Origin of the sequence: Vibrio brasiliensis LMG 20546 (assembly GCF_000189255.1) — a bacterium.
In the GTDB taxonomy this organism is placed as follows: domain Bacteria; phylum Pseudomonadota; class Gammaproteobacteria; order Enterobacterales; family Vibrionaceae; genus Vibrio; species Vibrio brasiliensis.
In genome coordinates this window covers 58,242-83,172 of sequence record NZ_AEVS01000008.1, presented here as the reverse complement: position 1 = coordinate 83,172, position 24,931 = coordinate 58,242, and the positions used below count along the sequence as shown (strand labels likewise).

At 44.5% G+C, this 24,931-nt stretch carries 24 protein-coding genes and 1 pseudogene; 10 read left to right on the top strand and 15 right to left on the bottom strand.

Features of this window, described 5'->3' with window-relative positions:
* Positions 1 to 62 precede the first annotated feature (62 nt).
* The 3 genes from RH46_RS22225 (at position 63) to RH46_RS01375 (ending at position 4,685) form a co-directional block, all read left to right on the top strand.
* Positions 63 to 239 carry a hypothetical protein gene (locus RH46_RS22225; protein WP_006877604.1) on the top strand — a complete coding sequence of 59 codons (177 nt, stop codon included), beginning with the start codon at positions 63 to 65 and terminating at the stop codon, positions 237 to 239.
* Between the two features lie 4 nt (positions 240 to 243).
* Positions 244 to 3,066, top strand: coding sequence for a sensor histidine kinase (locus RH46_RS01380; protein WP_006877603.1), 2,823 nt, complete (start codon positions 244 to 246; stop codon positions 3,064 to 3,066).
* A gap of 98 nt (positions 3,067 to 3,164) precedes the next feature.
* Positions 3,165 to 4,685, top strand: a complete 1,521-nt coding sequence (locus RH46_RS01375; RefSeq protein ID WP_006877602.1) for a response regulator — start codon at positions 3,165 to 3,167, stop codon at positions 4,683 to 4,685.
* Between the two features lie 4 nt (positions 4,686 to 4,689).
* Here RH46_RS01375 and RH46_RS01370 read toward each other — a convergent pair whose 3' ends face one another.
* Entirely contained in the window at positions 4,690 to 5,328 is a 639-nt protein-coding gene (locus RH46_RS01370) for a LysE family translocator (protein ID WP_006877601.1), read from the bottom strand.
* Between the two features lie 162 nt (positions 5,329 to 5,490).
* Between RH46_RS01370 and RH46_RS01365 the strand changes: the two genes are divergently transcribed.
* A complete protein-coding gene (locus RH46_RS01365; protein WP_006877600.1) occupies positions 5,491 to 6,972 on the top strand; it encodes a carboxypeptidase M32 in 1,482 nt (493 codons plus the stop codon).
* Positions 6,973 to 7,522: 550 nt separating this feature from the next.
* On the opposite strand, the gene RH46_RS01360 is transcribed toward RH46_RS01365, so the two are convergent.
* Both RH46_RS01360 and RH46_RS01355 read right to left on the bottom strand, forming a co-directional pair.
* Positions 7,523 to 10,279 carry an immune inhibitor A domain-containing protein gene (locus RH46_RS01360; protein WP_006877597.1) on the bottom strand — a complete coding sequence of 919 codons (2,757 nt, stop codon included), beginning with the start codon at positions 10,277 to 10,279 and terminating at the stop codon, positions 7,523 to 7,525.
* A 112-nt stretch (positions 10,280 to 10,391) separates the two neighbouring features.
* Positions 10,392 to 10,640 (bottom strand): hypothetical protein, encoded by a 249-nt coding sequence (locus RH46_RS01355; protein WP_006877596.1) that lies wholly within the window; start codon positions 10,638 to 10,640, stop codon positions 10,392 to 10,394.
* Between the two features lie 519 nt (positions 10,641 to 11,159).
* Here RH46_RS01355 and RH46_RS01350 point away from each other — a divergent pair.
* From RH46_RS01350 to RH46_RS01335, 4 genes are all read left to right on the top strand, one after another.
* The gene (locus RH46_RS01350) at positions 11,160 to 12,059 is read left to right on the top strand and encodes a LysR family transcriptional regulator (RefSeq protein WP_006877595.1); all 900 of its coding nucleotides are present in this window, start codon (positions 11,160 to 11,162) and stop codon (positions 12,057 to 12,059) included.
* Positions 12,060 to 12,186: 127 nt separating this feature from the next.
* The gene (locus RH46_RS01345; protein ID WP_006877594.1) at positions 12,187 to 14,154 is read left to right on the top strand and encodes an alkyl/aryl-sulfatase; all 1,968 of its coding nucleotides are present in this window, start codon (positions 12,187 to 12,189) and stop codon (positions 14,152 to 14,154) included.
* 402 nt (positions 14,155 to 14,556) lie between these two features.
* Positions 14,557 to 15,354 (top strand): substrate-binding periplasmic protein, encoded by a 798-nt coding sequence (locus RH46_RS01340; protein WP_083810761.1) that lies wholly within the window; start codon positions 14,557 to 14,559, stop codon positions 15,352 to 15,354.
* A 137-nt stretch (positions 15,355 to 15,491) separates the two neighbouring features.
* Positions 15,492 to 16,064: a YceI family protein gene (locus RH46_RS01335; RefSeq protein ID WP_006877592.1), complete on the top strand. Its 573-nt coding sequence runs from the start codon at positions 15,492 to 15,494 to the stop codon at positions 16,062 to 16,064.
* Between the two features lie 45 nt (positions 16,065 to 16,109).
* On the opposite strand, the pseudogene RH46_RS01330 reads toward RH46_RS01335, so the two are convergent.
* Both RH46_RS01330 and RH46_RS22120 read right to left on the bottom strand, forming a co-directional pair.
* Positions 16,110 to 16,619: pseudogene (locus RH46_RS01330) on the bottom strand (class I SAM-dependent methyltransferase); the annotation flags it as partial.
* The gene (locus tag RH46_RS22120; RefSeq protein ID WP_206536072.1) at positions 16,600 to 16,707 is read right to left on the bottom strand and encodes a hypothetical protein; all 108 of its coding nucleotides are present in this window, start codon (positions 16,705 to 16,707) and stop codon (positions 16,600 to 16,602) included. The gene RH46_RS22120 and the pseudogene RH46_RS01330, both read right to left, overlap by 20 nt.
* Positions 16,708 to 17,267: 560 nt before the next feature.
* Between RH46_RS22120 and RH46_RS01325 the strand changes: the two genes are divergently transcribed.
* Positions 17,268 to 17,522: a hypothetical protein gene (locus RH46_RS01325; RefSeq protein WP_006877589.1), complete on the top strand. Its 255-nt coding sequence runs from the start codon at positions 17,268 to 17,270 to the stop codon at positions 17,520 to 17,522.
* Positions 17,523 to 18,013: 491 nt separating this feature from the next.
* Positions 18,014 to 18,472 (top strand): hypothetical protein, encoded by a 459-nt coding sequence (locus tag RH46_RS01320; RefSeq protein ID WP_040894793.1) that lies wholly within the window; start codon positions 18,014 to 18,016, stop codon positions 18,470 to 18,472.
* Positions 18,473 to 18,649: 177 nt separating this feature from the next.
* On the opposite strand, the gene RH46_RS01315 is transcribed toward RH46_RS01320, so the two are convergent.
* The 10 genes from RH46_RS01315 to RH46_RS01275 form a co-directional block, all read right to left on the bottom strand.
* Positions 18,650 to 19,252: a class I SAM-dependent methyltransferase gene (locus RH46_RS01315; RefSeq protein ID WP_006877587.1), complete on the bottom strand. Its 603-nt coding sequence runs from the start codon at positions 19,250 to 19,252 to the stop codon at positions 18,650 to 18,652.
* A gap of 76 nt (positions 19,253 to 19,328) precedes the next feature.
* On the bottom strand, positions 19,329 to 19,559 hold the full coding sequence (locus tag RH46_RS01310) for a VF530 family protein (RefSeq protein WP_006877586.1): 231 nt from the start codon (positions 19,557 to 19,559) through the stop codon (positions 19,329 to 19,331).
* A gap of 121 nt (positions 19,560 to 19,680) precedes the next feature.
* Positions 19,681 to 19,884, bottom strand: coding sequence for a DUF1289 domain-containing protein (locus RH46_RS21685; protein ID WP_006877585.1), 204 nt, complete (start codon positions 19,882 to 19,884; stop codon positions 19,681 to 19,683).
* 63 nt (positions 19,885 to 19,947) lie between these two features.
* On the bottom strand, positions 19,948 to 20,466 hold the full coding sequence (locus RH46_RS01305; RefSeq protein ID WP_006877584.1) for a GNAT family N-acetyltransferase: 519 nt from the start codon (positions 20,464 to 20,466) through the stop codon (positions 19,948 to 19,950).
* 63 nt (positions 20,467 to 20,529) lie between these two features.
* The gene (locus tag RH46_RS01300) at positions 20,530 to 20,853 is read right to left on the bottom strand and encodes a GNAT family N-acetyltransferase (protein ID WP_006877583.1); all 324 of its coding nucleotides are present in this window, start codon (positions 20,851 to 20,853) and stop codon (positions 20,530 to 20,532) included.
* Positions 20,854 to 20,984: 131 nt separating this feature from the next.
* The gene (locus tag RH46_RS01295; protein ID WP_006877582.1) at positions 20,985 to 21,527 is read right to left on the bottom strand and encodes a DinB family protein; all 543 of its coding nucleotides are present in this window, start codon (positions 21,525 to 21,527) and stop codon (positions 20,985 to 20,987) included.
* A 57-nt stretch (positions 21,528 to 21,584) separates the two neighbouring features.
* Positions 21,585 to 22,109, bottom strand: coding sequence for a GNAT family N-acetyltransferase (locus tag RH46_RS01290; RefSeq protein ID WP_006877581.1), 525 nt, complete (start codon positions 22,107 to 22,109; stop codon positions 21,585 to 21,587).
* 56 nt (positions 22,110 to 22,165) lie between these two features.
* The gene (locus RH46_RS01285; RefSeq protein WP_006877580.1) at positions 22,166 to 22,702 is read right to left on the bottom strand and encodes a DUF6817 domain-containing protein; all 537 of its coding nucleotides are present in this window, start codon (positions 22,700 to 22,702) and stop codon (positions 22,166 to 22,168) included.
* 75 nt (positions 22,703 to 22,777) lie between these two features.
* On the bottom strand, positions 22,778 to 23,536 hold the full coding sequence (locus tag RH46_RS01280; RefSeq protein WP_006877579.1) for an isocitrate lyase/PEP mutase family protein: 759 nt from the start codon (positions 23,534 to 23,536) through the stop codon (positions 22,778 to 22,780).
* Between the two features lie 125 nt (positions 23,537 to 23,661).
* Positions 23,662 to 24,906 (bottom strand): peptidoglycan DD-metalloendopeptidase family protein, encoded by a 1,245-nt coding sequence (locus tag RH46_RS01275; protein WP_040894789.1) that lies wholly within the window; start codon positions 24,904 to 24,906, stop codon positions 23,662 to 23,664.
* Positions 24,907 to 24,931: the final 25 nt, after the last annotated feature.

Genomic DNA, 24,931 nt, shown 5'->3' with positions numbered 1-24,931 from the left:
AATCACTAAACTTTTTGCCGATGTTCTATGCTTGTATGAGTAAATCCATCAGGTAAAGGGACATGCAAACCACAACCACCAAACAGACCGCTGTTCGACTGGTATTACTCCTACTTGCGCTCATCCTTGTCGCCTGGCCTTCGATGCTGAGCACCCCGTTCTCCTTGACTTCAATCACCATCAGCGTGTTATTGATTTGGCTAACCCTCATTGTCGTGCTAGTGATTCTCGCCAGGTAAACCTATGTTTGGAACGACCACTCTTGCATTCATCATCATTGGTTATATTGGCATCCTGTACCTCATCGCCAACTGGGCTGAGTCTGGCGGTTCACTGGCTAAACGAATCTCTTCCAGCTCAACGGTCTATATCCTGTCTATTGCGGTGTACTGTACGAGCTGGACTTTTTACGGCAGCGTCGGGCTCGCATCACGTACCGGTATTCTCGTCTATGCAGTCTACCTGGGGCCAACACTGCTAATGTTGGTGATGTGGCCCTTGATGCAAAGGATTTTGCTGATTAAGGACGCTTATCATGTCAACAGCATTGCAGACTTCTTATCCGCCAGGTTCAATCGAAGTTTATCCCTAGCGGCTTTGACTACCGTTGTGGCAATGATTGGCATCGTCCCTTATCTGGCCTTGCAGTTGAAATCTATCAACAGCACCATTTCTGTCGTCATGCAGACCAATACGATAGATGCCGTCATTACCTGGGTTATCTGGCTTGGCGTTGCTCTGTTCACGATAATTTTTGGTATTCGCCATATAGACCCGACTGAACGTCACCCAGGTATGATGCTGGCACTGGCATGTGAGGGGGTAGTTAAGCTGATTGCCATGCTGTGCGCCGGGATCTTTGTTTGCTTTTTCATGTTTGACTCACCAGCGGAAATTTTCACCCAGTTGACCGACCAAGAACCTCAAGCTGCGTCTGCCATGACGCAAATCCCCAGCATCATGACCTGGACAAGCTATTTGCTACTCGCAGGCTCGGCGTTCTTTATGTTGCCCAGACAGTTCCACGTCGTGGTGGTCGAAAATCCATCGAGCCAATACATAAAGCAGGCACAATGGAAACTGCCCGTTTATCTGTTACTCATGACCATGTTTGTTATGCCGATTGCAGCCGCAGGAATACTCACTCTCGGCCCAGACAAACCCGACACCTATATGCTGGCGTTGCCTCTCTCACAACAACAATTCGCCCTTACACTGTTGGTATTCATTGGCGGTTTTTCAGCTGCGATGGCAATGCTAATGGTGTCGGGAATGACATTGGCCACCATGTTTTGTAACCATATTGCCCTCCCTTTACTGCGCCAAACCTTCCCACAACGTAAGTTTGGTCGCTACCTGCTGCAAATACGCTGGCTCGGTGTATTTATGGTCTTCTCTGCCGGGCAGGCATTTTATCTGTTTCTCGGCGACTCCCATTTGTTAGCCAATATGGGCATGATCTCTTTCTGCGCTGTACTACAATTTCTGCCACTCGTTCTGGCCGGACTCTATTGGCGAGATGTCAACGCTAAAGGGGCCATCATCGGCTTATCCTGTGGCTTTGCAGTTTGGGCTTATTGCCTGTTTATCCCCTCTTTAATGAAAAGTGGCTGGGTTGATGCAAGCCTGCTCGACGCGGGGCCGTGGGGGCTTCAATGGCTTCACCCAGAACACCTGTTTGGCTCAATGATGAACAACAATAGCCACGGTGCTTTTTGGTCATTGATTGCCAATGTATCTGGATTGGTATTTGCCAGTGTATTAACTAAAGAGACACCTCAGGAAGCCCGATACAACGCAGAAATCATCGACACCATGACACAGGGCGATTCGGAGCAAGAGCAAACCCTTGACCTGCCTGCAGAGATCGCACTGCCGCCGAAAGTTGACATCTTAACGTCGCTGTTTGATCAATACTTTAAAGGAAGCGCTGGGAGTGAAAAAGTCGAGTTGATACTGACAGAAGCCAAGTTAACCGACCAAACCCATATCACTACTCTGGAGCTGGCAAACTTAGCAAAAACCGCCGAACGTCAACTCAGCGGTGCAACGGGCGCAGCTATGGCGCATGCTTTGATTGACGACTCTGGCCTGTTTAGTCAACAAGAGTCGCAAGCGCTGGAACAAGCTTACAGTCAGCTACTATCCGAATTCAAAATCAGTCCGACCCAACTAAGACAACAGTTGAACTATGCTCAGAAGAAGCAAGCTCTGGTCAAACAATACAGCGAGCAATTGGAATCACAAGTTGAAGCCAGAACCAATGAGCTACAGTGTGCAATGACCAAGTTACAAGAAACACAAAGCCAGTTAGTGGAAAAAGAAAAACAGGCTTCATTAGGCATGCTGGTCGCAGGCATCGCTCATGAGGTCAATACTCCGATTGGTATCTGTGTGACCGCATCGTCCAACCTTCAACATGAAGTGACTCAACTGAAACAAGATTTTGAAAGTAATCAACTCAGTGAAAAAGGTCTATTGGAGTTTTTGGATATATGCGATGAATCGGCGTCAATCATTCATAACAACAACCAACGCGCTTCTGAACTGGTTCGAAGCTTTAAACAGATTGCTGTAGACCAGTCATCGGACGAATTGCGCGAACTAAACCTCAAGCACTATTTGGATGAAATCTTGATCTCCATGAGACCAAGACTTAAGAACTCTCCCCATCAAATCACGGTTAGTTGCCCAGAGGAAATCAAATGTCACTTATACGCCGGTACACTGGCGCAAGTCATTACCAACTTAATTATGAACAGTCTTCTTCACGCCTTTGACGAACAACAACAGGGAAATATTGAGTTGCAAATCGAAGAGTTGGAACAAGACATTCGCTTAGTCTTTTCGGATGATGGCAAAGGACTTAATGAAGAAGACGCGAAAAAGCTATTTGATCCTTTCTTTACCACCAAACGCAATCAAGGAGGCAGTGGCCTTGGTACCCATCTTATTCATAACCTAATCACACGTAAGCTGAATGGCAAGGTCAGCGTCGAAACCGCGTTGGGTAAAGGTCTACGCTATACCATTGATTTCCCAAAAGATGCTTCAAGCGCACAGTAAACACCTTACTTGTATTTGGCCCTATTGTTGCCTATACCCAATAGAGAGAAATAAAAATTATAAGCGCATGGTACTTTTGAACGAGTAAGGGAGCAGACATGCCACTAGAACTACTTAGGGAGATGGACGAGCCCAGCCTACCTCCTTGGAAAGTATTGATTGTTGACGATGACGCCGATATTCATCAGGTGACAGTACTTGTACTTAAGCGATTTAAACTTGATGACAGACCATTAGAATTTATTCATGCCTATTCCGGCGCAGAAGCTAAGGAAAAGCTGTCAACGTTCGATGATATTGCTTTGATCTTTCTCGATGTGGTGATGGAAACAGATGACGCTGGTCTGGAAGTCGCGCGCTGGACGCGACAAGATTTAGGCAATCACAAAACACGTATCGTATTACGAACTGGTCAGCCAGGTCAGGCACCGGAACAATCCGTTGTCGCTGATTACGACATCAATGATTACAAAGAAAAAACTGAACTCACCAGCCAGAAGCTGTTCACTACCGTATTAACCGCCATTCGTTCCTACCGCGACATTGTAAAAATTGAAAATGCCAAGCAACTAGAGACAAACTATCGAATGGGGCTTGAACGTGTCATTCAATCAACCTCAGTGATCTTCCGTCAGCATACGCTACAAACCTTTTCCAGTGGAATACTGCAGCAAGTTTTGTCATTACTGCGTATGAACGATCAGAGTATGCTGGTATCGGTGCGAGGTTTAACCACCTTATGCCAATCAAACAACCAGTACAAAATACTGGCTCAAATTGGCGATAAACAGGATGAGCTCGACCCTACCGTAAAACAGTACCTTAACAGCGCGATTGAGAAGAAAGAGAGTATTATTGATGGCGATATATTCGTCGGCTACTTTTCTACCAGTGCTGGTGCCGTTAGTCTACTTTACCTTAAGGGCGCTCGCAAAATTACCGAGTTGGAGAGTCAGTTACTGACTCTGTTCTCCTATAGTGTCAGCCTAGCATTTGAAAACCTGTCGCTCAGCCAAGAGATCATTGATACGCAAGGTGAACTCATCTATCGACTCGGGGATGTGGTCGAGTCTCGTTCTCAAGAAGCGGGCAATCATGTACGTAGAATGGCTGAACTAAGCTACGAACTCTGTTTGCTGCTCGGTTATTCAGAAGAGCGAGCCAACCTATTACGCCAAGCGGCGCCAATGCATGACATAGGTAAAATTGCCATCCCCGACTCTGTCCTGCTCAAACCAGGCAAGCTCACGGCCGATGAGTGGGAAATAATGAAGAACCACTCAGCAATTGGTCATAACATTCTTGCAGGTTCGAAAAGAAAGATTCTACAGACTGCAGCCACTATCGCCCACCAGCACCATGAGAAAGTAGATGGTAGCGGTTACCCGTTGGGACTAAAAGGTGAAGAAATCAGTATAGAAGCGCGGATCATCGCAGTAGCAGACGTGTTTGATGCGCTGACTCATGAGCGTTGTTACAAGCCAGCGTGGCCAATCGAGGATGTTATTAACGAGCTTAAGCGTAGTCGCGGTAGCCATTTAGATGCTCAAGTCGTCGATACTTTATTAGACAATATCGACGTAGCGATAGACATCAACGACAAGTACACCAGCAATTAGCTTGTTATAGAGTACTGTCCTCAACAATCAGCTTAGCTCCCAACAGAACCAGCACGGCGCCAGTCGTGCCTTCCATCCATGTCATAAAGCGTGGGCTTTTAAGCAAGGATTTTGCACTGGTTAACGCGCCTGCCAAACCACACTGCCAACACATCGCGATAACAAAGTGGATTCCCGCCATAAAGAGTGATTGCAGTAGCGGTGAGCCTTGAGGGTCAATAAACTGAGGCAGAAAAGCAAGATAGAACACGGCGGTTTTAGGGTTCAGAACATTAGACAAAAAACCTTCTCGCAGTGAGCGTTTAACACTTAAGGAGTGGTCGCTACCCTCTTTAATGTCCAGACCCTGTTGCTTACTCAGCACCATTTTCAAGCTGCTTAAACCCAGCCAAATAAGGTACGCCGCACCGAGCATTTTAATAAAACTAAACAGCTCGGCTGATTGTGCCAACAGTGCCGAGATGCCAACCGCTGAAAACAGCGCATGAACAAACAGACCGCTACAAATCCCAACACTGGTGACCGAACCATCGACAATACCACCACGTGAGGTATTACGAATAACCAGTGCGGTATCCAGACCTGGCGTGAGAGTTAAAATCGTAATAGCAATAATGAATGCTTCAAAGTTTTCAATTGGCACAGGTTCCCTCCTTATTTGTCTACAGAACAAACTACCTAGTTCTGATTTATATTGCCAGTAAATAGTTATCTCACTTTAGTTAACAAGTTGATAATCCCTTGGTATCGCTGTTAATGATTGCTAAAATGCTGGCCTTATTTCAACGTCAGGGAAGGCATTTCAATGAGTGCATTCAATCAGTTAATCCAACATTCTAAAAAGATTTCTCACTTTAACCACCTTGCCGCTATCTGTGGCTGGGACCAGGCATCAATGATGCCAAGTGGCGGTAACCAAGCTCGTTCTGAAGCGATGGCAGAACTATCTGTACACATTCACGGACTGCACACTCAGCCACAACTTGCTGACTGGTTTGCCGAAGCAGAAAACGAATCATTAGACACTCAACAATTGGCGACTTTACGTGAATTAAAGCGTCAGTGGTCACAAGCGAATGTGCTGCCTGAATCTCTGGTTCAAGCCAAATCACTGGCGGGTTCTAAATGTGAACATGCATGGCGCAGCCAGCGTGGTGAGAATGACTGGCAGGGTTTTGAGAAAAACTGGGCAGAAGTCGTCAAGCTGTCTCAAGAGGAAGCTCAGATCCGTGCTGAAGCTAATGGCCTCTCTCCTTACGATGCAATGCTCGATATTTACGAGCCGGGCACAAGCTCAGCGTCTCTTGACGTACTATTCAGCGATGTAAAAACCTGGCTACCAGATTTAATCAATCAAGTGATTGATAAACAGTCGTCTGAGCATTTCATTCAGCCACAGGGCAACTTCGATACCAATCAGCAGAAAGCTTTGGGTCTCGAAGTGATGAAGCTACTTCAGTTTGATTTTGAACACGGTCGTCTGGATGAAAGCGTTCACCCATTCTGTGGTGGCGTGCCAAGCGACGTACGAATCACCACTCGCTACGAGCAGAGTGAGTTTGTCCAATCATTGATGGGTATCGTTCACGAAACTGGCCACGCGCGTTACGAACAAGGTTTGCCAAAAGATCTAGCAGGTTTACCTTCAGGCGAAGCTCGCTCAATGGGTATTCATGAGTCTCAGTCACTGTTCTTTGAAATGCAGGTCGGACGCAGCGAACCATTCATTGCCCATCTGGCAAAGCTGGCAGGCAAACACTTCACTGGTCATGACGCAGCACTGTTCACTCAAGATAACTTCCATAAACTCTACACCCGAGTGAAGAAGGACTTTATCCGTGTGGATGCGGACGAACTGACCTACCCTGCTCACGTTATTCTGCGTTACGAAATTGAGCGTGACCTGATTAACGGCCAGATCAAACACACCGATGTACCAGAGCTGTGGAATCAGAAGATGCAGCAATATCTTGGTCTCTCAACAGAGAACAACTACAAGAATGGTTGTATGCAGGACATCCACTGGACAGACGGAGCTTTCGGCTACTTCCCTTCATATACGCTTGGTGCAATGTACGCCGCTCAATTTATGGCTTCAATGCAAAGCAGCGTAGATGTCGATACCGCGATCCGCTCTGGTGACTTGTCACCTATTTTTAGCTGGCTATCAGATAACATTTGGAGCAAGGGAAGCTTGTTGACCACAGACGAGTTAGTCAAACAAGCGACAGGTGATACGCTCAATGCGAAATACTTCCAAGATCATTTGAGAAATCGTTATCTGTAAATCAAGCAATCTGTGTATTCGCTGTTTTACCTACAACAATAAACCTTTGAATACAAGCAACCGTGGCGATGGAAATATTTATCTTTTTCTCGCCGATCCAATAAATAAATATTGGTGACATATAGGCTTGGTTTCTATAGATATAATAGAGGGCTAGAACAGCCCTCTAATATCACAACATTAAGTGAGTCTTACCACGAGACAAGCTATTACTCCATAAACTAGTTCATTTCCACGATCTTCATCTTCTCACCACAAGTGAGTGCGCTATACATTTGTGATACGGCTTTGTTTAGCGACACCGTAAACTGGAATGGTTTGAGTTCAAAAACACCCCCTCCTAAGTCAATAACCGCACCTAAATGAAAAGCCATTCATTTCAAAAACTTAAGCGTTTACCACTATACTAGATGAGCAAGTACACCAAGAAGTTTTATGACCCCCGCAAACGATGAAAAATCAGAGATTTTCGGCGCTACAAAAAAAGCGCGGCTCAGTGGCCGCGCAAAACTTCACATGGAAGCATGGGAATAGAGAAGAGAGTGGAAAGTTATAGATCTACAACAATGGTTTTAGTGGTTTTTGCACCATCATCATCCATCACAGTCAATTGCACTTCATGAGTACCATAGCTTGGGAATATCTTGGTGAAGATACGACCTCGCTTGATTTTTCCATTCGGTAATACCCATTCAGTATCAACAATTCGACCATCAGGATCATGGCTGGTAGACCACATTGTCACCCAACGACCAAGGTGAATGTAGTGAGCCTTGGCAACTGGTTTTTCATTTGGTGCAACCACAGAAACATTTTGAGAAGAACTGTGCGTCGCACCGCGATCGTCAGTGACAGTGAGTGTCACTACAAAATCACCCGATTCAGCATAGCTCCATTTCGGCTCAGGATCCGTGCTGGATTCACCGTTACCAAAATCCCACAGGTATGCCGTAATACTGCCGTCCTGATCATGACTGTTGTTACTCGCAACAACCTGTAAACCTTCAACGCTTAATTCAAAGCTAGCCACAGGGTTGATGTTTACAGCTTCAACTTTAGCAATCTTAATCACACCGTACTCGTTGGTCGGTGACTGTTCGATAACTTCAACTGAAAGACCAAATTCTGTCAGCAGACGACCTGAGTCTGGAGAGCCCGGATTTGAGTAGTCCTGATCATCAGAGAAGTAGCTGTTACCGATCAAACTGACATCTTCCAGCACATCGCCGTCAGCATTCACCAGACGCATGCTTGCCTGATCTGCTAGCGAGAATGCCGCATCACGAACCTGGTAGCGGGTTTGCGCAGCAGTACCTGAGGTTGCCCATACCATTGCGTTCTGGTCAGCGTCGACAACGCCTAGCCAACCCTCACCCGGATGTTTGCCTACCCAGTTATCGGTCATTGACTCATCGACATACCAGACAATTAACCCTGGCTCGAACGACATCATCTGACCAAAGCGTTTGATGTTGTTCAGACCTTCATCGACGTCATTGTGGCTACGCCATTGCAGCAAGTAGTAGTGCGGAGCCTCGTTAAAGCCGTCGTTAACACGGTAGCCATTGAGGGCAAAACTCGAATCTGATTCAGCGTCATCTACACTGGTTTCAACACCATCGACATTCAATAGAATGTTATCCAGATGCAGACCTTCCATTGCCAGGCCACCATCGGTGACATAGTCGAAGCCTAGAGTGATCTGTTGACCTGCAAAGGCAGAAAGATCAAACTCGGCGTCAATCCAACCATCAGATTCGCCGGCAATAGCAGGAACCAGCCCAGTTTTGTATGGGTCATCCATGGTGGTGATATTACCCGCTATCGGCTGACCGTTAACGAGCACACGTGCAAAGTCATAATCTTTTTCGATTTGATACCAGGCTTTAAAGGTCAGTTTTATATCTGAGCCAGCAGGAACATCGATGGTACGTTCCATACGGTTATTGAGATCGTCACCTTTACCACTATGGAAGTTAAATTTACCCGCAAACGGTGCTAATCCCTCAGTACGTTTGACCGGGAGATCCACTCGAACCATGTTAGGTTTATCGTTATCCGTTGTTTGGTATAGCGTAAACTCAAGTGGCTTTTCGTTCAGGTCATCTAGAGTAACAACATTATTGTCTACCCAACGCCCACCAATCGAAGCTTGTAGGAACTGTTTCGCCCATGAGCTGAATGCGGTTGGTTGAGTACCACCAATTTTGCCTGCCCAGCTACCAGAAGACATGATCGACCAGTAAGAGACTGGTTCACCTTTACCTGTGTACTGAGTATCGTACTCATCAGGAAGACCAAGGTCATGACCATATTCGTGTGCACAGACACCGGCCGCCGCATCAATTGGCTGAATAGTGTAATCAAAGGCTGCGTATTGACCATTGAAGCGACCTGGAACGGTACTGCTGGTACCATCTAGAACATGATATTGGCCAAGATTGTAACGATGTGACCAGATAGCATCTGCTCCTAGTACACCACCACCCGCTTCTTCACCCACCGAAGCATGGAACACCATCAAATGGTCAATCACACCATCTGGTTCACGGAAATTACCGTCTCCATCGTAGTCGTAGCGATCTTCAATATCGTAGTCAGCTAAGTTGATTGATGGATCTTGAGACAGTTGATTGAGAGCCTCACGAACCAACTCTTGAGCATTGATATCGTTATCTGTGGTTGGTGAGTTTCCACCGTAGAATGCGGCATTATTTGCAGCGCGGTACCAGCCAGCTGCCTGTCCCGCGACACTATAGCTATTGCCAGACTCTTTCTCGTAGTACTGGCGCATCGAGATCAGATTTTCACCATTTGGCCCAACGTAACCAGAGTCAGAGAACAGCAGCTCTTGGTAATGGCTTGGCTGGTAGCTATCGTAGAGCATTTCTGTGTGATCTTCGGTCAGGCGATTCTCGTTCCAAGGTAAATCAGGGAAATCGACTAGCACAGCCAGTACTTTGTCTGTTCGCTTATTATTTGCATCGAAAGAGAAGACATGAGCTTTATGACGCCCTTTGTCCGAAGCGATGGTTTTGAGTATTTTTGCACGCTGTTCCAGTGCCTTTTTACCAAACTGGGCATCACCTTTAAATCCACGGTTCAGTTTGGCCGCGATATAACGATCTAATGCCTCTTGACGCTCATCAATCGAGGCATCTGAGTCAAGCTTGCCTTGAGCGACCAGCATCTCAATGACTTTATCTTCGTTGATGACGCCTAAGTCTATCGGTGTTTTCGCATACACACCTGTAGTAAGCAGAGTGAGCACTGCCGAAGCCAGCAGCGATTTACTCATGGTTTTCATTGTATTTCCTTATTTATTTTTAGTTGCCAACTGCCCAGAGTTCTGGGCGATAACGACGTTGTTAGCCCGCAATTGGACGCATCAAGGCTTGTGATGACGTAGCGAATGCGCACTATTCGTTATTTTTTGCAGAAATACAGTCAGAAGGCTCATCGGTTTGAGAGCCTTTTTGTTTCTCAGATGGTTTAGCGAACTTTTTCTCAAGGTATATCTGTAGAGAAGCTTGTTTCTCTAACTCTGTTTGGTCTTCACAGATAATCCCTTGCTTAATTAACGACTCAATAAGCCGCTGATCATCAATAGCGCTATTCGCGAAAGTAGAACTACTTAATAGGAATAAAATACCACTAACTGCTTTCATTATTATATTTACGATTTATTCGTTAATTTGTAACAAAATATCTTCAATTTGGTCTAAATGTAAGCTAGAAAAACTCTTCGAGTGAATCAGAAACCATTTTTAAACAGTTTTTGTTAACATTAAAAAAGCACCTTACTGTTTGAATAATCAACTATTTATTTACAACTGGTGATTAAATAACTGTTAAAACTATTGGCAATGGTTTTACCGTATGAATTAAAACCACGGTTGGCGGAATTTTTATTAAGCATGTATTAATTTAGTGATTGGAATTTTAAATAATTATCTCTGATATATTTAACATTATTCATTGATGAGAATTTTGAACTATGTTTGAAAAATAATGGTTAGCTGGCGGCGAAAACCTAACCACATTTCATACCGCACTTTATCGGTTTGAGTCACATCAGACTAAACTCGCCCCGCATCAAAACTCTCAAGATTGCGCAAACCTGTTGCCTCTTGCTTTCGAGTCCGATAAAAATGGGAGTTCGTTTAAAGGTAAACAGTCAGAAAACTATGGATCTAAACCTGCTCAAAACATTCGATGTTGTGATGAAAACTCGCAGTGTCAATGACGCGGCCGAAAGCCTTGGTATAACCGCACCGGCCGTCAGCCATGCGCTCAACAGGCTGCGTGAACAGTATCAGGACCCACTATTTGTCCGCAAAGGTCGTGGCATTGCTCCTACTAACTTTGCCATTGAACTGCATGCAGAGATCCAAGAGCCATTAAACTTGCTACTCAATGGCGCTAAATCGAGACAACACTTTAACCCTCAAGCGAGCCAGAGAACGTTTCGAATCTCTAGCCACAAAGATCTCGATTTGATGCTTGTACCGCCGCTGATTGATTATCGTGATCGGCATGCACCTAACGTCCAATTATCTGCAGATATCGAGCATGTCGATGAAGGTAATCGTCAGGATGATTTGCGTATGCGCAAGGTGGACCTGATCATTGCCACCACCCCTCTTGATGAGCATGGTTACCACAACGAGCTATTGCTTTATTTGCCATTAGTTGTTGTCTGCAACAAAAATCACCCTCGCATTCAGGGCTCGATCACCCACCAGCAGTTTTTTTCAGAACGTCACCTACTTTGGGGCACGCAGCGTCTCAATCAAGATATCCTTGATTCACTGGTTAGCAAACCGCAGCCTGCTCGGCATATCGTGTATAAAACCGACTCGATTTGTAACGCTGTAATGATGGCCGCACAAACGGATTGGCTGTGCGTCACTAGTCAATGGCATGCTGACTTGCTGGCACCAAATCAACAACTGCAAGTTCTGCCATTGCCCTTTGAGTTAGGGGCCCTGCCTGTCTACATGACCTGGCACCACTCCCAACAACAAGATACCGGGCATCAATGGCTGAAAGAGTCGCTGTTAAACGTCACAGAAAGATATCGCTAGCCGACGTGGATTAAACAAAACTAAATCCACATTTAAGTTTTAGTCTATCGATTGATAAATCCATACTTCATATTATCTCCTCATCGGCGAACGCATATCCGTTCGCGCTTTCAGAGAGAGATGACTTATGAACTTTCAAAAATCCATTGTTTCTTTAGCGATCGTTGCCACTCTTGCTCCAACATTCAGCTTCGCAGCTCCTACAACCAGCGACGCTAAACAAGCATCAAGTTTTACTATTGCCAAAAACGAACAACTCAAGCAGTACCTAGACTTTGCTAATCAAAGTGATTTCGAGGATGCCTCACGCGGCTATATTGCGACCTGGCCTGAGAAAACAATCAAAGACGAAAATGGCAAAGTCATTTGGGATTTCAGCAAGTACGACTTTATCGAGCAAGACAAAAATACGGATACTATTAACCCTTCATTACTTCGTCAGGCCAAATTGAACAACATTGACGGTCTGTTTAAGGTTAAAGATGGTATCTATCAAGTGCGCGGTTTTGATCTGTCGGTGATGTCCTTTATCCGTGGCGACCAAGGCTGGGTTGTCGTTGACCCTCTGATCTCTCCAGAAACCGCAGCAGCCGGCCTTAAACTGCTGCGTGATAAAGTTGAAGATTTACCTGTAACCGGAGTTATCTTCACTCACTCTCATGTCGACCATTTCGGTGGCATATTGGGCGTCACCAGCCAGGAAGATATTGATGCAGGTAAGGTTGATATTCTCGCTCCAGAAGGCTTCTTTGATCACTCTATCGCAGAGAACTTAATGGCTGGTAATACTATGTCACGCCGCGCATCTTATATGTACGGCAACCTGCTTGATGCAAGTAGCAAAGGTCAGGTTGATGGTGGTTTAGGTAAAACAACGTCATCAGGGGCTCCTGGCATAGTCAAACCTACCCATATCGCCAATATAACCGGGCAGGAGATGGAAGTTGATGGCGTGAAGTTGGAAGTCGTAATGGCTCAAGAGTCAGAAGCGCCTTCAGAATTTATGTTCTATTTCCCGCAATACAAGACAATGATGGCTGCAGAGGTGATGACTCACACAATCCACAATATCTCGACCTTACGTGGTGCTAAAACTCGTGATGCTTCATCTTGGGCACAGTACATTGACGAGGCTCTGGATATGTACGGCGATAAAGCCGACACCATGATTGCCTCTCACCACTGGCCAACCTTTGGTAAAGAGAAGATCCAAAACCAGCTGGAGAAAACACGCGACATGTACAAGTTTGTCCATGACCAAACGCTGCGTTTAGCCAACAAGGGTTACACACCAAACGAGATTTCCGCTTCGATCAAACTGCCAGATTCTTTAGGTAAAGAATGGTATAACCGCGGTTACTACGGCACGGTTTCACACAATGCCCGTGCGACTTATGACTTCTACTTCGGTGCGTGGTGGGACGGCAACCCTGCCAACCTAAACCCACTCACTCCAACAGAGCAAGGCACCAAATATGTTCAGGCGATGGGCGGCGAAGATAAAGTGATTGAATTGGCGCAGACAGCAATTGAGAACGGCGAGTATCGCTGGGCAGTGACGCTACTCAATAACGTGACTTTCGCTAACCCAGAGAATATGAATGCCCGTTATCTGGAAGCGGATGCAATGGAGCAATTAGGTTATCAGGCAGAGTCTGGTCCATGGCGTAACTACTACCTCGGCGGCGCAAAAGAGCTTCGTCAGGGTATTAAGCCTGTCGCGACACCAAACACAGCTGCCATCGCGAAAAACATGCCATTCGATCAGTTCATGAATTATCTCGGCGTAACTGTGAAGCCCGAGGCAGCAAAAGGATTAGACATTAAAGTCAATATCGATGTCAGAGGCGATGGCCACTACGCGATGGATTTAAGCAACTCAGTACTTAAGTCCTATTCAGACAAACAGTTTAGCGATGCAGATTTGACGATTACGATGTCACGTCAAGCGTTCGAAAACATGATGACTAAACAAGCAACACTTGGGGAGGAAATCAAAGCAGGTCACTTTAACGTCTCTGATCAAGTTGAGTTTAACAAGCTAATGTCTGTGTTTGACCAGTTTGATATGTGGTTTGGTGTTGTTACACCTTAGACCAAACTAAAATCCAAATAGTTGTTTAAGTAAAAGTCCGTCTAGTCCGCGGGCTTTTTTTCATCTCTGCATTAGTCAAGAAGTCTGGCTCTACGGTCACAATCATAGTGCTAAATTGAGTTGTCGGGTCAAACAACCTCAATTCTTATTGACCACAATATGTTTAATATCTGTACTTGCTTGCAAATTTAACCTGAGTATTGCGAAACGTTTAGAAATTGATGTTTGATGGTATTAAAGTGACTCAATCAAAATTCTCCCCACATGCGTTAGCTCGACGAATAGAGCAAAGGAATTGATATGAATGGAGACACAACACTATTGTTAGCTCGGATTAAGCCATCACAACGCATTACCTGCTAACATTTAGGGTGAATCTCGCTAAATGATACTGACTTGATCATGGCTTCGCTATTTCACAACCATCATGGGAAAGCAACGTCCAGGTTGTTTCTCAGAACACTTCTATTGCTGTTGATAGCGGTTAGCTTCGGCTCAAAAGGCCACGTAATTAATATCTATACTGAACACTTCCCTCCATACAACTACCTTGAAAATGGCGAGATGGCTGGCGTCTCAGTGCAAATTATCACTGAAGTGATGGATACAACGGGGTTTGAATATCAAATTCAATTCAACCCTTGGGTAAGAACCATTGCAGAAGCTCGCAGAGATCCAAATGGGCTAATCATCTCCATTGCCAGACGCCCGGCTAGAGAGAAACTTTTTCAATGGGTAGCGAAATTGGTCCCCGCAACACAATCTATCTTCGCCTTAAAACAACGTGAAGATATTGTCCTCAATACCATTAGTGACGTTGCCAAATATAAAGTAACAACGGAAATTGGTGACTCTCGTGAATTGATGTTAAAAGAACAAGGCATCAACATAGATACCTTCATCAGGCTTTCCGGCCCTGACGCCAGATTCAAGCAATATGAACTACTTAAGAAAGGTCGTGCCGATCTCTGGCCAATGCCTGATGCGGTTGCTTTCTACATCGAACAACAACTCAAGGAGTCACCGTCCCGTATTGTTAAGAAGCTAGAATTGGATGGTGACGGTGACTATTACTTAGCAGCTAGTCTCGACTTCCCATCAGATAAACTTGAAGTGATCAGAACCGTTCTGCTTGAATTCAAACAATCTCCTCAGTATCGAGAACTGTTAACTCAATGGGGCCTCAACGACAATAACTAACATCGAATAACTGAGTTATTACCCCTTCCCCACCAAAAATACTTAAATGAAATTCAGTTAATACTGACATTCCTACTATTGCATGACGATGATGTGTTAACCAAGAATATATACACACGCAATAAAAGGAAATTAATATGAAATACCTCTTGTACGCCATCAGCTTATTAGCATTCACATTTAAAGCTTATGCTAATCCGACTTATATCATCGACGAAACAGTTTCTACCGTTAGTTTTGCAACAATTAAGAAGCAGTATGTTCTCGAACCAGCAGTGATTACTGGTATTGAAGGAGCGATTGACCAGACAGGAACTCTCACTGCGGAAATTCCTATATCATCTCTAGATAGTGGCATTCAGGTTAGAGATGAAAGACTTAGGAAATTATTCTTTAATGCGGAAATGTATCCTCTTATAACGGTCAGCGCTAAGGTGCCTGCTAACGTTTTGCAAAGCGATAAATTTATTGCCCAATTAGCTGTTCCATTCTCGATTACTGTTATGGATACAACAAAGGATATGAGTACTAAAGTTAATCTGGTCAAAATGGGAGATACTATTGCCGTTTCAACTAGTCAGCCTATCGTCATTAATGCTGCCGAGTTTAATATTCCGAACGAAAACCTTAGCCAGTTGGCAGCGACCGTAGGCAACATTCCGATCTCCACTACTGTCCCGGTTAGCTTCTCACTCGTCCTCAACAAATAGCCTCTGTAGGCAAAAGCCAACTCTGCTTTTGCCTCAAACCCTTTTCTACACGCTGCTTTGCTCTACGATTAGATAGGTGTGGAGCTCTGGATACTGATCAAACTCTAGGTGGCGGATAACACAACCAAGTTCTATAAACAGCTGTAAAAAGCCATGAGTACCTAATGTTGAATAATACACTTCAGGCCCCATAACACTATTTGTGTGTTCCCCCTGCTCGTCTGTACCACCAAACGAAAAGATAAATACACCTCCTGGGTTCAACATCTCGACAATCTTAGTAATAACGTTGCGCTGCTCGTTTAACGGCACATGCCAGATACTATCCCAAGCGGTAATAAAATCGTATTTATCGGTTATCTGGTGCTCACAGATATCACCATGAATAAAATTAACGTCCGGATGTTTATTGCGCGCAATACTTATCATTTCAGCTGATACATCTAGCCCAGATGGAATAAAGCCCTCTGTTTTAAGTAACTCAATAAACCGACATGTGCACCCGCAACCAATATCCAATGCTTTGCCACGCGATTTAACAAAACTGATCGCCTTGCTGAGTGACCAACTCTTTATAAGCATCAAAAATATGTTGTTTAAGAGTCACTATACGCTTCACATCAGCACCCAGTGCTTGTGCCATCTGCGTTAGTTGTAAGCGATGGTCAAAAGCCAAAATTTACAACAACTTTCAGCTACCGTTGGTGACATAGCTCTTGCTGGCTCTGTACCTGTCAGCGTCTCGATTATCTTCAATAATTAGCAATCCAATAATAACGGCAAGGGCTTTATTGCCCTTAGCCTACATCGCAATACCTTGCTATTAAGCTGCTATTAATCCAAAAATTCTTTCACTTCCATTCAGTAGTTTTTTAAATTAACTTAAAAAGTTTTACTCTAGTCCTGTTAAATATAAAACTTTCATCTGCCCTTCAAATTTCCATCTCTCCTATCCATTCGACCATTTAAAATCATTAAAACAATTACTTACAACTAAAGCTCAGAAAAAACCTACATGCAAAAAGTAATATTACTGATCACTTTATAAAGTTATTCTCACTGTTATATACTAGTTTATCGATTACATGTCATTTCATTTCGATATGACACTCCACCAATATTCAACCAGTTAGTTAACACTGAAAAAAAAGTGTAATAAACGGATTTTATTATCGAGAGAAATCAACCAGCAAGGACAACATTATGCGTATCTCATATTATTTAGCTTTACTCGTATCGGTCTCTTTTAGTTCATTTGCGGAAGATCATGTCTTAACCATGACTGGAAGCGTCGTCGTAGGCCCTTGCCTTCCTTTTGTTGAAGAGCAAATGAATCACTCAGCTAACGATAATTGCGTTCCATTTGAAACTCAGGACCATGAACCTATTTATGAAATGGCTGACGACGGGACGAAAAAACATCATGTTGGCAATATCGTTCATATCACCTACTTATAGGCTTACTTAACAATGAAGAGTGTGTATGTGGTAGAAAGTGACCAAGATTTGCTACAAATATCCCTCAGTCATATTCTGCCACTGCGCTATTTCGCTCACCGCCCCATACACTGTCAAAGTGTCAATAAGTGAAAAGTGGTTTGGATTTCTTCCATAGAGCTTGCCTGGTTCTCAACATTATTCCTACAGCATGCATCCCCGATTCTAACTAAGCTCCTCCGGTCCATCGTAAGTTTATGATTATGACTATCAACAAATTGTTGATTTTTCTTACATATCACAGAGAGAACACCTTACATACGAACCGCTCCTTCTCTTCCTAGTATGCCAACAACCAACAGCGTGAAAAGGCATTGCCATGATGACAAGAGAAGTTGTGCCCCTCGGGGGCATATTATTAATAGTAGCAACATTAACCAGTTGTGATGTGGACGAACTAGTCAAAAATGCCATTAACAATAGCCAAAGCGAAACGCTATATGAGGCACCAGATGGCTTTTAACGGCTATTCGTTTTTTAGCGGCATGCTAACCAAAACCAACGAGCTTTGGGGGATTGACTATGCAGAGCACGGACTCGGAGCAGGACTATCGACACCGATATCTGATCTCCTCAATCTGACGCTGCCCGTAAAGATTGCCGATAGCGTCAAATCAACAACGCTACACTCCACTGCCGGACGTTACAGCTATATTGGCCACATATTGACAAATGAAGGGGAAGTTTTTGAAATTGGTAAAAAATCATCCAGCAAAGGGGGCCATGCGATTGGCGCATCGGGTCAGTATTACCTATTGTCAGAACAATCAACGCCACCAATAGGCTTACGCTTTTCTCAGGTTACCGCCATTCTTAGCTTGAGTGATTTTCAGGAAAACGGGCATTTTGATAAATCGAAAAGACAGACAAATTGCCATCATCGATACTGGAGGGTTCCGGGACAATTCTAGTGGTATAAATTTTTATACCGAACCACCAAACAGTGGCAATCGGGCATATGATAACGTCTATATCCTGCCAACTGAATTAACTCGCCGCTTGTGGTTAGAAAAATAACGGTCAAGTTCACTCTGAGGGGGACAACTCCCTCAACATATTCTGGAGAGGCGTTAAGATCGTACGATCAATTAGCCAGTTTTTTCGACGATTAGATAGGTGTGGAGCTCTGGATACTGATCAAACTCTAGGTGGCGGATAACACAACCAAGTTCTATAAACAGCTGTAAAAAGCCATGAGTACCTAATGTCGAATAATACACTTCAGGCCCCATAACACTATTTGTGTGTTCCCCCTGCTCGTCTGTACCACCAAACGAAAAGATAAATACACCACCTGGGTTCAACATCTCGATAATCTTAGTAAGAACGTTGCGCTGCTCGTTTAACGGCACATGCCAGATACTATCCCAAGCGGTAATAAAATCGTATTTATCGGTTATCTGGTACTCACAGATATCACCATGAATAAAATTAACGTCCGGATGCTTATTGCGCGCAATACTTATCATTTCAGCTGATACATCTAGCCCAGATGGAATAAAGCCCTCTGTTTTAAGTAACTCAATAAACCGACATGTGCACCCGCAACCAATATCCAATGCTTTGCCACGCGATTTAACAAAACTGATCGCCTTGTTGTGTTGGGCAATACCGTTATTCATATCAAAGTCACTGTTATGCCAACGATAGGTAATTTGGTCGTATGCCTTACCAAGTTCTTTCGGTTGCACTTTATACTCTCCCTGTAGAGGCGGTGTTCACTTAACGGCAAGCGCTATTAATCTGTCCTATGCGAAGCTACCTATATCAATCATCTGACTGGCAGAAGGTCTCGATATACAAGGCTTCAACTTTGTCCCTTGCCCACTGTGTGCGGCGTAAGAACTTTAGCGAGGACTTAATTGATGGGTTGTTGTAGAAACAATTAATCTGAATACGCTCGTCCAGCCCCTCCCAGCCATAATGCTCGTGCAAGCGAACAAGAATTTTTTCTAGGGTTAAACCATGTAGCGGATTATTAGGTTGTTGCTGGCTCATCGAATCATGTTCCTACTGTGCCGAAATATAAAGCGAGAGTGTAGCAAATTAAGTTAAGGAGTTTTGAAGTTTTAATCGTGTAGATGACATCAAAAACGACCCCATTCTCGTCGCAGATATACTATCGATTCCGACTCTGCTTACGAGTTTGGCACAAGTCTAAAATAGCTCGCTTCTCTTCATTGCTTGAAGCGGACCAATTGAGAATCTCTTCCAGAGTTCGATAACAGCCTAAACAGACATCATTTTCGTCTAAACAGCAATGACGGATGCATGGCTGCTCCACTGTGCTGGTGTCATTGTTATTACTCTTTAGTCTGCTCATGCTTCACCTCGCTAGTTACAGTCTAGACCTAACTATTACCAGCAGGTAATCAACGAGAGAAAACTAGTCGCAGTCGACCCAATACCGCGCCAGTGGATTTGGAAACACCTTACCCATGACAATATTTTCAAACTGCCCGCCATTCGCTTCAATCACCTTACGCGACGCAAAGTTATCTTCGTCTGCAGTGATCAAAGCTTTTGTTATCCCAAGAGCTTTCGCTTTGAGTAACGCCAGTTTAAGCATATTTTTGCCGTAACCTAAGCCACGAAAAGAAGGGGCAATATCATAGCCGATATGCCCGGCTTCTAAAGTAAGAAACTCATTATTTATGTTATGTCGAATCCGTATGACACCCAGAATATTACGCTGATTATCCACCAGCCAATAATGACTGCACGGTACATAGCCATCACGTAAATTGATTCCCTGAGCTTCTTGATTTAACCGTTGAACATAAAGGGCAAAGTCAGATATTCCCTGACTATAATAATCCGCATTAGACGGATCTTTTTCCGCCAAATCCTGATAAAAGGCTGAGAACTCTGATTGTAAGTCAACGCTTGGTGAAATCAGTTCCATGGAGTTTCTCCTTGTTAATTTCGTCCTGGCTCATGTTTTTCATATCGCGGTAACTGGGCAAGTTTACGACTCTATCGACAGACACAATTCAACTTCACGCCCTTCCACCAGATGGCCAGTTGGCGTAAAACCAAACCCAATGTAAAACGCCTCAGCACTATGAGAGCCATCAACAACACTGGTATACAAACGTTCGATAGCAAACTCGTCGCGCAAGGACTCAATAAGTCGCGCCAATGCTGTGCGACCATATCCTTTTGACTGGTGGTTTTTATCAATCATTAAGCGCCACAATGAGAATTTTCCCGCCGATGTATCCGCATTAACCAACACAAAGCCGACTGGCTTGTCATCCACGTAAATACCTCTGAACCAAGCAAACTGCATAAAGTTAGCCTGCGCCAAAGAGATCGCATTGCTGTCTACTTACGCCGCCTGTTCATTGGTCACTTCAAGCAGACAGATTGAGTAAAAGTTATCCTGGTTGATGGTTCTGAGTTCTACTGTCATTAGCCAGCCTATTCTTCCGCACCTTCAGGCACGATGACAGGGAGATCTGTACAGCCAAAATCGAGACCAAACTGACTTAACAGGCAGGTTAATTGTCCGCGATGATGAGTTTGATGATTGAAAATATGCTGACAGAACTCGCCAACTTTACGCTCGATTGCCTGCCCTTCCGTGGTGGTGTATCTCACAACCTCATCGCAACTCGTTGCGGTAAAACTTTCCGTTAACTGCAGATAAACTGAATCAACCAGAGTACGTATCGGCTTCAGCTCCTCTAGGCTAGAGGCAAACGTATCACTCACTGATCTGGCTTCTGGTAGTCTTGCCAATATTGCCTGGTCAACGTTAACTAAGCCGTTAGCAACAAGGCGTTGCAGCATGATTAAGTCGCCGAACAGGATATGATTCCAATGAGCCATCACAGTGGGAAAAAACGCCTTGGTATCCTGATGCAGTTGCTGAGAGGTAAGTTGGCTGCACACCTCCAGAAGTTGCTGATTCATTCGCTGGTTATAACGCGCCAGCATAATAAAATTTGATGCTAGATCCATCTGTCCTTTGTCCATGATTAGATGTTAAGTCACTAAGCCTAAATAACTAAAACTAAGCTATCGCTCCTGAACTAAAGGACGCTTAAAATCCTCAGCCAGCATAGAATAAAAATACTCATCCCACCATACACCGTTCCCTTTGGGAATACACTGCCTAAAGTGCCCTTCTCGCACCATACCGAGTTTCTCCATCAATCGGTAAGACGCCTTATTTTCAGGTTGTGCGGTGGCGATAACCCTGTGGATACCAAGTTGTTGGAAGCCATACTTTAGCGCTGCGAATGCCGCTTCATAAGCAACACCACATCTGTGAAACTCAGGATTTATCGCCCAGCCTATCTCATAAGTATGGTCACCAAACCAGGCATAAAACTCAATATGCCCCATCAACTTACCGTTATTTTTATTGCAGATAGCGAATGCTTTTTGATTATCTGCAATAAAGGACGCCACATCAGATTTTGTCATTGTGCCTTCAGGCAGGTAATAGGTCACCTGTGTATCAGACATATACTTATACACCGCTTCGAGATCTTCTGCCTGAAACGGGCGAATCTTCAAATTAGGCGTTTCGATTAGCATGTCTATGTACTCCCTCATTCGCTGTTAAGATAGCTCGCTAACGGCAAGCTCTCTCATTAAGTTACCAGGTCTGACAAAGCACTGCGGTACGCACTACGAGCTTGAGGGCTTAAGTAATCATCCATCCTTTGGAATAGCTCGAGCAGTTCAGAACCATATTTAGCCTTGAGCTCTTCACTCGAATAGACCAATTCCAGCTCATTCGCGACCGTCAACTCACACAATTGCTTGGCGGTTTGAGGCTTTAGTGTAAACAACTTACCATTAAAACGGTCTTTAAATTCAATAGGGTCAACGTTACCAAACTGAGCAAATACAAAGTCTCGATCACATGAACAATATAGGTACACCAGAGCCTCTTCAGCATCGCCTATTACCTGCGCAATCTCTTGACGCTGGTTTAACGAAACCATATTTTCATCAAACCCTGCGGTACCGTAGGCAGCGTGAAACAGACCTGCTGTTTGAAGCAACTCACTACTGTTCCACTCATTGAGCACCGCTTGGGTGCCTTTTAAGTGAGCTTCAAGTGAGCCATTAAGGTGCTGAAAATCTCCAGCTCCCAACTGTTTCAGCATGGTAAACTTGTCCATAAATATTGCTTTCCTTTTGCTTGGTAGTCGTCAGCCCCACCCTCTTACCCACCTACGTTTAAAAGATTACACAGGCTAGACGAATAAAGGCGAGAATGAGTTCTCCTTAACGATTGAAATCAGCTTCGATGACAGTGATGCTAACATCGCCTGATGGACATAATTACCCATACTGATGCGTTTTACACCTAGTTTTTCCAGTGTTGCGAAGTCAGGCAGGTCAGGAACGCACATAACATTGACAGGTAGCGCAGTGCTATTAACAACCTTTTTAATATCATTGGGTTGTTGGATGCAAGGCAGAAACAAACCGTCCGCCCCAGAATTTTGATAGATGTTTGCTCTTTCGATACTCGCTTTAAGGGTATTGTCTACATTGAGCAGATAGGTATCACTTCTGACGTTGATGAACACTTCGACACCGGCATTATTGAGCTGGGTAGTTACCGATTGAAGTGTTCGACCGAATGATTCCGCATCACACAGCGCTCTTTGACCGTCGACAACAACACTGTCTTCGATATTGATTCCCACCACACCTAACTCGGCGAGCTGGATAATGTTGTTGGCAATGATTTGTGGCGTGTCACCGTAACCAGATTCAATATCAACCGTAAGCGGTAAGCTCGATGCCTTGCAAATCGAGTCAACAATCGATAGCAGCTGTTGAAATTCGATTTGCTCCCCATCTTCTTGCCCCAACATACTCGCAATCGCAGCACTGGAAGTGCCAATGGCTGAAAAGCCCTGCTGTTCGGCGATCAGCGCGCTGGCAACGTCCCATACATTACAAATAATCAGTGGCTTTTCATTTCTGTGTAGGTCTTTAAACATAACGATCCGTTCCTTAGCTTGCTCTGTATTAACTGCAACTCATGTTAACGAATACGATCTAGAACTTACGCCATTTTCGGAACTGAACGTTAAAGTAACCATTGGCTGCTCTAGCTCAGCCAAGGTTAGACCTCTTTGTTGCGTTCACTGACCAAAGAGTCAAACTCAGAGATACGTGCTAAAAAAGAGTCTTTATCTTTAGTCGGCAGCGATCGGGCGATTGGAAGATCCGCTTTCATTGCGTCAACCGGGCGATTGCGTACGAGCACTTCGAAATGTAAATGCGGTCCTGTTAAACGTCCAGTGGCTCCTGAGATAGCTATCTTTTGTCCACGTTTGACTGTTTGACCACGCTTAACAAGAAACTTACTCAGGTGGAGATAGCGGGTTTTATAGACACTGTTATGTTCAATCACAATGTATTTGCCAGCATAAGGATGATCCCTCAGGGCAAGTACTCTGCCATCTCCCGTCGAATAGACAGGAGCGCCAACAGGCGTGGCAAAGTCGGTTCCGTTATGTGGCGTCACCCTTCCTGTCACTGGATGCTTACGTTTAGGATTAAACGCCGAGGTAATTCGACGGTATTGTTTGTCTACCGGGTAACGGTTGAATGCTCTTTCAAGACTGTTTCCGTCTCTATCATAGAACCGGCCATCCTCGGCTAAAAATGCGGCAACTTCTCCTTTGGCTAACTTAAAAGAAATCGCTTTGATTTCACTGTTACCGGTCGGATGATCTGCCAGAAACTGTTGTTTAACTAAGATATCGAATTGATCGCCTGCTCTCAACGAGCGTGAAAAATCGATTTTATCTCTCAGGACACGAGTGATATTGGCGATTTGCGTCGATGACAAACCTAAGCGATATGCAGAAAGAGAAAAGCTACCCTCAACCTTTCCCGAAAATAAAGACTCACGCCATTCACCGGGTATCTCTTTAAACTGATAGGAAAAAGATCCATTCGCTTCTCGTGAGTAAACGGCACTTTCCACCAGACTCAGATGATACTTCAGCCTCATGAGCTGGCCAGTAGCATCAATGACAAACTCTAGTTGCTCACCGGGCTTAATCATATCCAGTTTTAGATGGTCAGAATCGACAACCAGAACTTCTTGCAGGGTGGCATATGAGATATTCAACTGGGAAAAGATACCACTCAACGTATCCCCAACTTTGACAATGTACTGGATTTGGGAGGGCTGAGTGCCTTGCTCTGGCTGTGGTTCAGGCAAATCAGCCTTTGGATGTAACTCTTCGGCGGGGCTGATTTCAAAGGATTGTATCGGTTCGTTTGACTTGGGAATAAGAAAGGCTATGGATAAAGCGGCTGTAGCGGTTGCTGCAGCGATGATTCTAAACTTATTCATAAAAATTCTATACATTGACAAAAAC

What these genes read in the sequence shown, in the direction of transcription:
- RH46_RS01375 (WP_006877602.1), top strand. Translation starts at nt 3,165, where the DNA reads ATGCCACTAGAACTACTTAGGGAGATGGACGAGCCCAGCCTACCTCCT.
- RH46_RS01310 (WP_006877586.1), bottom strand. Translation starts at nt 19,559, where the DNA reads ATGAGCCAGCAACAACCTAATAATCCGCTACATGGTTTAACCCTAGAA.
- RH46_RS01325 (WP_006877589.1), top strand. Translation starts at nt 17,268, where the DNA reads ATGCGTATCTCATATTATTTAGCTTTACTCGTATCGGTCTCTTTTAGT.
- RH46_RS01335 (WP_006877592.1), top strand. Translation starts at nt 15,492, where the DNA reads ATGAAATACCTCTTGTACGCCATCAGCTTATTAGCATTCACATTTAAA.
- RH46_RS22225 (WP_006877604.1), top strand. Translation starts at nt 63, where the DNA reads ATGCAAACCACAACCACCAAACAGACCGCTGTTCGACTGGTATTACTC.
- RH46_RS01300 (WP_006877583.1), bottom strand. Translation starts at nt 20,853, where the DNA reads ATGCAGTTTGCTTGGTTCAGAGGTATTTACGTGGATGACAAGCCAGTC.
- RH46_RS01320 (WP_040894793.1), top strand. Translation starts at nt 18,014, where the DNA reads ATGGCTTTTAACGGCTATTCGTTTTTTAGCGGCATGCTAACCAAAACC.
- RH46_RS01340 (WP_083810761.1), top strand. Translation starts at nt 14,557, where the DNA reads ATGGCTTCGCTATTTCACAACCATCATGGGAAAGCAACGTCCAGGTTG.
- RH46_RS01360 (WP_006877597.1), bottom strand. Translation starts at nt 10,279, where the DNA reads ATGAAAACCATGAGTAAATCGCTGCTGGCTTCGGCAGTGCTCACTCTG.
- RH46_RS01295 (WP_006877582.1), bottom strand. Translation starts at nt 21,527, where the DNA reads ATGGATCTAGCATCAAATTTTATTATGCTGGCGCGTTATAACCAGCGA.
- RH46_RS22120 (WP_206536072.1), bottom strand. Translation starts at nt 16,707, where the DNA reads ATGGCACAAGCACTGGGTGCTGATGTGAAGCGTATAGTGACTCTTAAA.
- RH46_RS01345 (WP_006877594.1), top strand. Translation starts at nt 12,187, where the DNA reads ATGAACTTTCAAAAATCCATTGTTTCTTTAGCGATCGTTGCCACTCTT.
- RH46_RS01350 (WP_006877595.1), top strand. Translation starts at nt 11,160, where the DNA reads ATGGATCTAAACCTGCTCAAAACATTCGATGTTGTGATGAAAACTCGC.
- RH46_RS01285 (WP_006877580.1), bottom strand. Translation starts at nt 22,702, where the DNA reads ATGGACAAGTTTACCATGCTGAAACAGTTGGGAGCTGGAGATTTTCAG.
- RH46_RS01280 (WP_006877579.1), bottom strand. Translation starts at nt 23,536, where the DNA reads ATGTTTAAAGACCTACACAGAAATGAAAAGCCACTGATTATTTGTAAT.
- RH46_RS01290 (WP_006877581.1), bottom strand. Translation starts at nt 22,109, where the DNA reads ATGCTAATCGAAACGCCTAATTTGAAGATTCGCCCGTTTCAGGCAGAA.
- RH46_RS01305 (WP_006877584.1), bottom strand. Translation starts at nt 20,466, where the DNA reads ATGGAACTGATTTCACCAAGCGTTGACTTACAATCAGAGTTCTCAGCC.
- RH46_RS01275 (WP_040894789.1), bottom strand. Translation starts at nt 24,906, where the DNA reads ATGAATAAGTTTAGAATCATCGCTGCAGCAACCGCTACAGCCGCTTTA.
- RH46_RS01380 (WP_006877603.1), top strand. Translation starts at nt 244, where the DNA reads ATGTTTGGAACGACCACTCTTGCATTCATCATCATTGGTTATATTGGC.
- RH46_RS01365 (WP_006877600.1), top strand. Translation starts at nt 5,491, where the DNA reads ATGAGTGCATTCAATCAGTTAATCCAACATTCTAAAAAGATTTCTCAC.
- RH46_RS01355 (WP_006877596.1), bottom strand. Translation starts at nt 10,640, where the DNA reads ATGAAAGCAGTTAGTGGTATTTTATTCCTATTAAGTAGTTCTACTTTC.
- RH46_RS21685 (WP_006877585.1), bottom strand. Translation starts at nt 19,884, where the DNA reads ATGAGCAGACTAAAGAGTAATAACAATGACACCAGCACAGTGGAGCAG.